Below are 9548 nucleotides of genomic sequence, written 5' to 3' on the forward strand. Positions count from 1 at the left end.
CAGTGGTAGCTGGTTATGATATTTATTTATTGTTGAATGCTTATAACTATGGTTTTTCTGGTCAGTAAACATAATTAAAGCCATATAAAAAAAGCTATTTCAATCGTATTGGCATCGGAGCGAAATAGCTTTTTTACATTACATTTTTACATCTAGAGTGTTCTGGTTCGTCATGGATATCTTTATATGTGAAGTATATCACAAACTTTTTTGGTTGTGAAGATGAAAATCAAATTTTGTATGACAAGTTTTGATTTCAAAATAAAATTCCGTTGTATAAGGACATTTGTATACTGTAAAATATTTGTATGAACATAAAAAGATAAAATGAATACAAGGTTGATTGCTTTTAGAAGGATCAACCTTGTATTTTGTTTTGCTATTAAAAGTAAATGGGTGAGGGGAATATTGGAATCTCATAAAGTGATCTTAAAAGAAGCTTTAACAGTGGAGATTGAAAAAGAGAGAAAATGTTTGATTGAAACGGCATTTAAAGAGGGGTTTACAAGTAGTAACACGATAGAGATTAGTCAATTTATTGATGAGATGTTAAATGAATTAGAAAAGATTAAATAGAGATATTAAAAACAAAAAAAGCAACCTCTTCATTGGCCAATGAACGAGGTTGCTTTTTTTTATAAGGGTTTGTCCATACGTATCCGAAGTATGAAACATAAGTAGATTACCATGTTCTGTAATTAAAGACTATTTTTAATGTGTTGCTACATATACAAAATAAAAGAGCAACCTCTGCAATGGACGGGAGGTTGCTCAAAAATAGGGTTACGTTGAAATTTGTAAAAAATAGTCTGACTTTTAATATATCATATTTGTATACAAAATCAATTATTTGAAACGTTCTGTATATATAAAAGGATTATGTGCCAAAAGAAGAGTTAGATAAGGCGAATGAGAAGGTTCACGAATTAAGAGAAGAGAATAAGACATTGAAAGCCTGGAAGGAAAAAGCATTGAATTGGATTGATAAGCATGTTGAGAAAATGAAACAGATTTCGTTCTTTCAACATGTTGGGGGAATTCACAAGCGTAATAAGCGTAGGGATCAAGAAATGGAAAGAGAATAAGATTAATATGCAATTTAGCTAAGAACAGCAAGCATAAGAGAAATTTGACTCAACAGCATTTCTTTTAAACTAGAATCAGTACAGGTAGAGTGTTGTTCTAGTAAAAACAATAGTTCCCTGTTGAATAAGAAAAGTTCGTATCGAGTCAACATAAAATTTCTCCCCCGTTTTTGAAAGATTTTATAAGCATAAAAAAGCTACCTTATTTCTATGGGCATTGGCTTTGCATAGAAATAAGGTAGCTTTTTCATAGGGTTCACACGTATAACAAATAACGAAAAGATAACTTCAAATTAATAATATCATCTTTTTTCCATAAAGGGTACATTTTTCCGTTATAGGATCAGAACATTGCTAGCTTTAAAAGGATAAATAAGAAAACGCTTAAGTAATCATACTCAGCGTTTTTTTATTTTATTTCATATCAGTTGATGATGGGTATTGTTCAGAGAGAATTAAATCATCTTCTACAAGAATATAAGGGTGTGTTTCCATCAAAATATTCCTCAGGTATTCTGGCATTCTTTCATTTTTATATGCACAAATTAATGGAAAAGATAGTTGGTTTACAGCATTATCTACTATCTTTTCAAAATCTTCGATTAGATGCAGAGGATCTTCCATACTACTCCATTCTACATGTGCCCATGATCTAAAAGAAATTTCTTTTTCTAAGTAAGGTTGTACGGTTTTATTAAAGTAATCGAGGATTGCAGGTGGATGATAACTACCACTTGAATAATAGAAATCGAAATTGTTAATACGGTTTATCATTTTCATTTGATCTGTGGTCAATAGTGTTTTGAGTTCGTTATGAATGAAAGGATATAAACGGTCATTTTCAATAAGAATAACGCAATCTCCAGCAAAGATTCCATTTTGGATATAATTCACAGCTTGTCTTATATAGTTTTCTGACTCGTCGTAGGAATACAGTACATGAACACTCTTTTGGTCTTCAAACAACTGATTCATTTTATTTTTGAACACCTAATCCCTTCTTTCTTCTATCTCTCTAATTATACTTGGATTATGTAAATTGAATACAGTGGTAAATTTTTTATTTATACTTTATCAGAGCTTAACATATGTATAAAAGGTGCACTTTTTATTCATTTTTTCACTAATCGCTTACTGAAAAAACGTTGGTTTATCAAGGATGTATAAAAAGCTGCATACTCCGGAAAAAGAACCCTCGGCGGAACCGTTCTGCGACAAGGGTTCTTTTTTGTGATGTGTTCCGGAAAGAGACATTATGTTAACTAACTTTGTATATTCTATACAACATAAAAACAGAAAAAACTCCTTGTTGTGGTAGGTTGTTTTTTCTTTAGGAAAGATCAAGCTTATAGTTTCTGTTTCTTTATACAAACGCCCTGTCAAGGCATTCTTCTATTGCATAAACTATAATTTTAGGAAAAAAAGGGAGGGAGGAAGAGTTAAGGTTGAGTGTTTTTTTGTCTAATTGGGATATACAATCTATTAATTTATGGCTATCAAAAATGCATCATTATAAGGATACAAGTAAAAGTCAAAGGGCTAACGAAGCTGATATAATCTTACAGTTGACATACCCAAAGATTGGTAATGGTCGCCACCGTATTGTCTTTGATCTTAATAATGGATATGTATTAAAAGTAGCCCTTACTAAGAAGGGGATTCAATGTAATGAAACGGAATTTAAAATATATGACCATTGTCGAGCTGATTTACTAAAACACCTCTGCCGAGTGAAAGAAGTTGGACATGGTTGGATCATAATGAAAAAAATGGACATTGAAGTTCCCGTTGAAATAAGTAATAAAGAATTAATCCCATTAAAAAACAAATTTCGCGATGCCGGAATCAAGCCTAGGGATATGGGTAATAGTAATATAAGGTTATCCAAGAAAGGTAAAATTACTGTCGTTGATTATGGAAATTTTATTATGTATTGAAGTGAATATAGATACTGGAGTTGGCTATGCTTTTGGTCTAGAATCTAATCAATACCGAGCTTATTGGGTTCAGTTTTGTTCTGATAATGTGTTTTATGTTAACTATGAAGCGAAAAAGCTATCTTTGGGGAAGATAGCTTTTTCTACTGATAAATAAAATTAGGTTGTAAGTGGAGTCTTATTACAAGACTTCTTCCATAGTTTGTTCAAAGACTAAAATAACTATGCAGCCTTGAAAAATTATAGCAGGAAATATCATCTTGCATTTGAATACTAGTACTATACTCTTAAAACGAAAATGGGGGGCTAGTATGATGCTGGTAAAAAAGATGTTAAATGGAATTATGATGAAAGAAATCACCATTAAGGAATTAGCTGATCAGTATGATGTAAGCACTCGTACGATTCAATTAAAGATTAAGAAATTAGGCTATGAATGGGACAGTAAGGAAAGTATTTATCGCTATGTTGGAGAAGAATCAGAACCTTTAGATGTTGACTTTAGTACCCTTATCTCTAAAAACAGTAAAATGCCAGCAGAACAAAAGCTAGCTACTAGTGAAGTAGTAGCTAGTGTTAGCTATTTAAACGAAAGTGAAAGTACTAGCGATAGCGTTTCAAAAGCTAGTACGACTACTAGCAAAGTAGATGCAATTGATCTCTTGCTGCAGAATCCAAAAGACCGTTCTAAAAGGGTATATAGAGGCTTTTATTTTGATGATGATGTTTTAAGTATTATTGATCGAGTTCCTAAGAGTTATAAATCTGAATTAGTGAATGAAGCTTTGAGAAAAGTATTTAAAGAAAAAGGATTATTAGATTAAAAAACTCACCTACATTTTAGGTGAGTTTTCTTGTTTATTTTACAAATAGGGTTTGCAAAAATGTAGGATTTGGTAGAAAATTAGACATAAGAAAAAGCCCTCAAGTTTTCGCGGACTCCGAGGACTTCTTCTTACAAATTATTTAGGAAGGAATTAACCTTCTGTTTTTGAATTCATTATAGATACATTCTATCACAAGGGGTTATATTCTTTCCAGTGAAAATTGGAGGAATACTAAGTGAAAAAAGCTTTAGACCAAGCAGAGAAAAAAGCAAGAGTACGAGATTCAAGGATTGAAGAACTAATTGGTCAGGCAGAGGTTGGTTTGTCAGCAGATCAACAGAAAATGTTATTACAGATTTTACATAAGACTACTGGAGAAGATTATTTTATTGGTAAACGTAAGAAAAAAACTGATGGGGTGAAGTTTGTGCAGATGATCACTGAAAATATTGATTATCTATGTGAAATTGGCTATCTGACTCAAGCTGAAAAAGCTTTTTTGTTTGAGGTATCTAGATTTCTTGAGTTCAAATCAAATGTAATAGTTGAGAAGAACGTTGAAGATGAAGGTAAACCATCAGCAGCTTCGCCAAGTTATTTAGCAAAGAAGTTAAATAAAACTAGAACTTCAGTATCAAAAATGATGAATGAGTTACTAGATAAAGGTATCTTAGGAGTAGCAGAAACAGGAGTAACAACTGAAGAAGGACGAATTTGTAGTTCAAGAACTTGGTTTGTTAATCCAAATATTTTATGTAATGCACCTAAAGATGAGGTAGATAGAGCAACGCAGCAAATATTTTCAAAAGCTCTTAGAAATATAAAAGTTGGGGAAGCGAAAAAGAAACATAAATTACCTATTTATCTATTTTAACTGTAAGAATACTCTTGCAGTTTTTTTTTTGTGTGATTTGGATAAAATTAGGTGTTAAAAAAATTTAACACAGGTGTTAAATTTTTTTAACACCCTACATTCTATAAACGTTGATATAATAACATTCTTGCACTTGTCTCTTCTCACTCTATTTAAATAGCAATTTGCTGATAGAATTGCAAGGGTCTTTTTATAGTTTTTTCGTTAGAAAAACCATATTAAAATGTCTTGAACTTAATACATATGAAAAATTATTATGGCTATTTTCCATACAAGGTTCGAGTAGTATTTTTTTAGGAAATCACTAAAAAAATCTCCACTCTTTTCTCCTTGTATTTCAAATTTCGGCAGGAATGGTTATATCGCCAAGCCGAACATACCCAAAACGAAGTTTAAGATGCTCGGCTTACGACGGCCATTATACCTGCCGAACCGCCAGAGCAACTGTCCAAAATTCTACTCTTTTTCATAATGTATCTACACTATTTTTAAAGCCAGCCTCACACCCCAAAACGAAGGCGGCCACGTGATTCTAAAATATAAGTCTAGATCATCTTTTAAAAGGAACTTTTCTTTTATATATCGAATGACATATCATAGGACATAGCAGGAGGTTGTGCGATATGTCAGGTGACACAAAGAAGCAGCAAAAGGTTTATACAGCAAGGGAAGTCGCTACCCTTTTAGCGATACAGAACACTACTGTTCGTAAGTATTCTCAGCTGCTTGAAAAAGCAGGGTACCATATCCATAAAAATGAGTTGGGCCACAGAGGTTTCTTTGATAAGGATGTAATTGTTTTACGTAAGATTAGAGAGTTGATAAAGCACCCTGATATGTCACTGGATCAAGCTATAAATGCAGTGATATCAACGGTTGGCGAAGACGATGTGTCAGACCGTGACACAGAGGAATTAGTGACATATCAGGGGACACAACAGTATGAGCAATTACTAAAGCAATTTGAAGATTTTAAAGAAGAGCAAATGAAATTTAACCAAGAATTATTGAAGCAAATTCAACAAAGAGATGAATACATTTCAAAGAAATTAGATAACAGGGATCGTGAGCTTTTAGATGCTGTTAGAGGAATGCAAGAAACTCAAAAACTTATTGCTGCCAGTGAAGAAAAGAAAAAGAAGTGGTGGGAATTTTGGAAATAAAAAAAGACTGCCAGCTACCTGGCAGTCTTTTTTTATTTAAATGAGTTGTTTCCGACAACATCTTAATCTCTACTTTAATTATAACCCTAATTGAAAATTATTTATAGACTGTTTTTCCACTCGTGTCCGGCCTTATACTGTTATACGCAAGTCAAAAAGTATAAAGGGTGTGGCTATATGAATGAGAAGAAAGATGTCTTGGATCCTGGTCCATTTTTTCATGGTACTAAAGCAGAACTAAAAATTGGAGACCTGCTTGAACCGTTGTATCTATCTAATTATCAGGATAAAAAATCTAACCATATCTATTTTACCGGAACATTAAACGCTGCTAAATGGGGTGCTGAATTAGCAAGATCTAATTCAAAAGAGAGAATTTATATTGTAGAACCATTAGGCGATTTCGAAAATGATCCGAATTTAACCGATAAAAAATTTCCTGGAAACCCAACACGTTCTTATAGATCTAAATTTCCCTTGAAAATAGTAGCTGAATTAGGTTCATGGGAAAGACATTCCGATGAAGAAATAAATCATATGCTTACATCTTTAAAAAAGTTAAGTGAAGAAGGAAAGAATGTAATATACGATTGATTCTCATATGAGAGATAATATCTTGATTCCTAGAGTAAACATATAGCATACATGCAATTAAGGCCGCCTTATAGGATCATATCTAATGGGCGGTCTTTGCTGTGATTATGACTTGAAGGAGGAAACCTTTATTAATAAAAATAGAAGTTTTCTACTGGTAGCTGTCGTCATCAATATTGCTATATGGATTTTTGTTCAAGAACAAATAACAAATGCTAAAGTTGAACAGCCTATTCTATCCCTTGATCAACCTACGATATGTAAATGAATGATATGTACTTTAAAAGCAAAAGGTTATACCTCTTGCTTTTTATTTTTTAAAACGGCCAAGCTGTTATAGCTTATGTTTCAGTAATTCTGGACTGATAATTGATATTTTTGTTATTCCAAGGAGACATTATAAATGATTTATTCAACTGGAGGTCTATTGGAATGACAAAACATCCAAGAATGTGGTTATGGTGTATCATGCTTGTACCTTGGCTTAGTGTACCTTTTCTAGGTAAGAAATCGATAAAGCGATTTTTTGCAGCTAGTTTATTTATAACTTTATTGATTCGATTAGAAAGTTACATCGCTGAAAAAAGAAAATGGTGGTGGTTTTATGAACGATTGTTTCCGAAAGCTCGAGGAGAAACACCACTCTTATGGGGCCAATATTTGATTGGGTCTATGTGGATTTTAAAATATACGTATGGTCACTTTCTGAAATTCTTACTTGTGAATTTCTTTACAGATTTGTTTTTTATCTTTCCTTTTTCAGATTTTCTGAAAAAGCTAGGACTCTTTTCGTATGTACGATTAAGCAGGACTCGAGTGATGGTCATATTTTTTGTAAAATCATTGCTTTTATACGGTTTTCAATTCATCAAAGAAAATATCACATTTGCTAATGGTGCTGGATTGAAACAGAAGAATTGAATAGACTGATATATCACCGAATCGAGCTATGAACGCAGTAATAGCAACGATTGACAGAGTTAATGTGTCAGAGCGTGACACGGGAAAATCAGCGACATATCATGTGATACAGCCATGGTAACGTAAGTGGACTATATGCGGCCATTGTCAATGGTAAGCGGACCGTAGGGAGCATTAAGGAATTGACAATGTCACTACACCAAGACCCTCTTGGTACTCAAACAACCACGTTTGTTTGACGCCAACCGGCGAGGGAGCCCCCTCAAAAAGTGAGGGGGTTGGGGGAGTTTTTTAGATGGGGTTAAGGGGAAGAGTTCCCCTTACAGGTGGTGGACGGCGTCCACGGTCTTAAAGAAAAAGGGCATCCGTTTAGGATGTCTTTTTTCTTTTTGGCGCAGCCAAACACAGGGAGGAATACGACCGCCTACCTCGTAGAGCGCGCTCCCAATTTGATCGAAGATGAAAAATTGGTGTAGTATGTTACACCAAATCTCAAATTGTGGTATGCTAGATCCAAGAATAGTGGTCGAAACGGGGGATTGAGGGATGGCCAAATATGGGATTATCCGCATGCAAAAGTTCCACAAAGACGCAATATTGGGGATCCAGAAACACAACCAACGAGAAGGCGAGAACAGTAAAAATAAAGACATTGATTCAAGTAGAACGATGCTTAACTATGATTTTGTGAATGAAGATAAAATTAAGTATCACGAAGAAATTAAGAAGATGACGGCCACCCGTGTGAAACGAAAAATTCGGAATGATGCGGTCCTGGTGGCAGAATTCTTTGTATCGGCCAGCCCTGAGTATATGCATGCGATGTCGCCAGACGAGCAGCGTAAATATTTTGAAGCATCACTGGATCATATCGCCGGCAAGTATGGCCAGCAGAACATTTTATATGCCGTGGTACATAACGATGAAGCGACGCCACATATGCATGTGGGGTTCGTGCCCATTACGGATGATCGACGCTTGGCGGCGAAAGAGTACTTCCATGGAAAAACCAAGATTCGCAGAATCCAAGATGACTTCCATAACTATATGAACAAACGTGGCTACGACATTGAGCGTGGCGAGCCAAGTGAGCTGCAGCATAAGAGTGTGCATGAGTTTAAGAAACAAGAACGCGAAAAAGAGCTAAAGCATCTGCAACAACTAGTGGCTCACAAGGAAAAAGAGCTTCAACAGATGGACAATTTAGTGGAGTTGAAAGCAGCACCACCCGTTGAGATACGTAGTGAGAGACGTATTGAAGAGTTATGTAGTCAACCGATTGAAGTAGAGGCGGCCAAGAGTGTCATGGGTTCCAAAGTGAAAGTGGAAGAAGTAGATTTCCATGAGCTTATGAGTCTCACAAAAGAGCTACAGCAAACGTTGGCGGCCGAACATGAGCGCACGCATGCATTGAGTCATGAGGTGGATCGTTATGAAAAAGAGAATAAGGCCTTAAAGCATGATTTGAGTGAGACAAGGCAAGAATTAGAGGTATACGTGGCGCATCAAGATCGTGAAGTAGAAAAAGCGAAAAAACAAATGCGTCAGAAGCTAGTACATGACTTCTCAGCTGAACAAAAGGAAAATTTGAAAGATGAGGTTAAGAGAGAACTAGATACGCAATATGAGGCTCATATAAGCTCTCTCAGCGACGATTTAATGATTGAGAAGCAGAAACATGAGAAAACGAAAAAAGAGCTTGTACAGGTAAATGAAGTGAATGAGAGCTTAACGAAGATGAATCTTGGTTATATAAAAGATTATGTGCCAAAAGAAGAGCTTGATGAGGCGAATAAGAAGGTTCATGAATTAAAAGAAGAGAATAAAACACTGAAAGCCTGGAAGGAAAAAGCGTTGAATTGGATTGATAAGAATGTGGAGAAGATGAAGCAGATGTCGTTCTTCCAATATGTTGGTGGGATTCGCAAGCAATCCAAGCGCCAAGAACAAGACTTAGAACGGTAAAAAGGAGATATGAAATTGAGTAAAATGAAAACGACACTCTTACTTATTGCTTTTGCAGTGGTAGCTGGTTATGATATTTATTTATTGTTGAATGCTTATAACTATGGTTTTTCTGGTCAGTAAACATAATTAAAGCCATATAAAAAAAGCTATTTCAATCGTATTGGCATCGGAGCGAAATA

Annotated in this window: 10 protein-coding genes; 9 read left to right on the plus strand and 1 reads right to left on the minus strand. The window is 34.7% G+C overall.

Features of this window, described 5'->3' with window-relative positions; all coding sequences use genetic code 11:
- Window positions 1-408: 408 nt before the first annotated feature.
- Entirely contained in the window at window positions 409-576 is a 168-nt protein-coding gene (locus tag MMB68_RS27375) for an aspartyl-phosphate phosphatase Spo0E family protein (RefSeq protein WP_221785720.1), read from the plus strand.
- A 305-nt stretch (window positions 577-881) separates the two neighbouring features.
- Window positions 882-1085 (plus strand): hypothetical protein, encoded by a 204-nt coding sequence (locus tag MMB68_RS27380; protein ID WP_221785721.1) that lies wholly within the window; start codon window positions 882-884, stop codon window positions 1083-1085.
- 414 nt (window positions 1086-1499) lie between these two features.
- Here the strand turns inward: MMB68_RS27380 and MMB68_RS27385 are convergent, their stop codons facing one another.
- A complete protein-coding gene (locus MMB68_RS27385; RefSeq protein ID WP_264409303.1) occupies window positions 1500-2075 on the minus strand; it encodes an MEDS domain-containing protein in 576 nt (191 codons plus the stop codon).
- A gap of 455 nt (window positions 2076-2530) precedes the next feature.
- On the opposite strand from MMB68_RS27385, the gene MMB68_RS27390 reads away from it, so the two are divergent.
- The 7 genes from MMB68_RS27390 (at window position 2531) to mobV (ending at window position 9366) form a co-directional block, all read left to right on the plus strand.
- Entirely contained in the window at window positions 2531-3022 is a 492-nt protein-coding gene (locus MMB68_RS27390; protein WP_057275184.1) for a hypothetical protein, read from the plus strand.
- A 311-nt stretch (window positions 3023-3333) separates the two neighbouring features.
- On the plus strand, window positions 3334-3846 hold the full coding sequence (locus tag MMB68_RS27395; protein WP_277549595.1) for an HTH domain-containing protein: 513 nt from the start codon (window positions 3334-3336) through the stop codon (window positions 3844-3846).
- A 238-nt stretch (window positions 3847-4084) separates the two neighbouring features.
- A complete protein-coding gene (locus MMB68_RS27400; protein ID WP_221785722.1) occupies window positions 4085-4723 on the plus strand; it encodes a MarR family transcriptional regulator in 639 nt (212 codons plus the stop codon).
- A 623-nt stretch (window positions 4724-5346) separates the two neighbouring features.
- Window positions 5347-5886 carry a DUF3967 domain-containing protein gene (locus MMB68_RS27405; RefSeq protein WP_277549596.1) on the plus strand — a complete coding sequence of 180 codons (540 nt, stop codon included), beginning with the start codon at window positions 5347-5349 and terminating at the stop codon, window positions 5884-5886.
- A 177-nt stretch (window positions 5887-6063) separates the two neighbouring features.
- Entirely contained in the window at window positions 6064-6480 is a 417-nt protein-coding gene (arr, locus tag MMB68_RS27410) for an NAD(+)--rifampin ADP-ribosyltransferase (protein ID WP_221785723.1), read from the plus strand.
- Window positions 6481-6912: 432 nt separating this feature from the next.
- The gene (locus MMB68_RS27415) at window positions 6913-7401 is read left to right on the plus strand and encodes a hypothetical protein (RefSeq protein WP_264409305.1); all 489 of its coding nucleotides are present in this window, start codon (window positions 6913-6915) and stop codon (window positions 7399-7401) included.
- Window positions 7402-7947: 546 nt separating this feature from the next.
- The gene (mobV, locus tag MMB68_RS27420) at window positions 7948-9366 is read left to right on the plus strand and encodes a MobV family relaxase (protein WP_221785725.1); all 1419 of its coding nucleotides are present in this window, start codon (window positions 7948-7950) and stop codon (window positions 9364-9366) included.
- Window positions 9367-9548: the final 182 nt, after the last annotated feature.

Origin of the sequence: Priestia sp. Y58 (assembly GCF_029522095.1) — a bacterium.
Taxonomy (GTDB): Bacteria; Bacillota; Bacilli; order Bacillales; family Bacillaceae_H; genus Priestia; species Priestia megaterium_E.

Excerpts from the sequence above, each read along its gene's own strand:
- mobV (WP_221785725.1), top strand. The coding sequence starts at position 7,948 with ATGGCCAAATATGGGATTATCCGCATGCAAAAGTTCCACAAAGACGCA.
- arr (WP_221785723.1), top strand. The coding sequence starts at position 6,064 with ATGAATGAGAAGAAAGATGTCTTGGATCCTGGTCCATTTTTTCATGGT.
- MMB68_RS27405 (WP_277549596.1), top strand. The coding sequence starts at position 5,347 with ATGTCAGGTGACACAAAGAAGCAGCAAAAGGTTTATACAGCAAGGGAA.
- MMB68_RS27395 (WP_277549595.1), top strand. The coding sequence starts at position 3,334 with ATGATGCTGGTAAAAAAGATGTTAAATGGAATTATGATGAAAGAAATC.
- MMB68_RS27415 (WP_264409305.1), top strand. The coding sequence starts at position 6,913 with ATGACAAAACATCCAAGAATGTGGTTATGGTGTATCATGCTTGTACCT.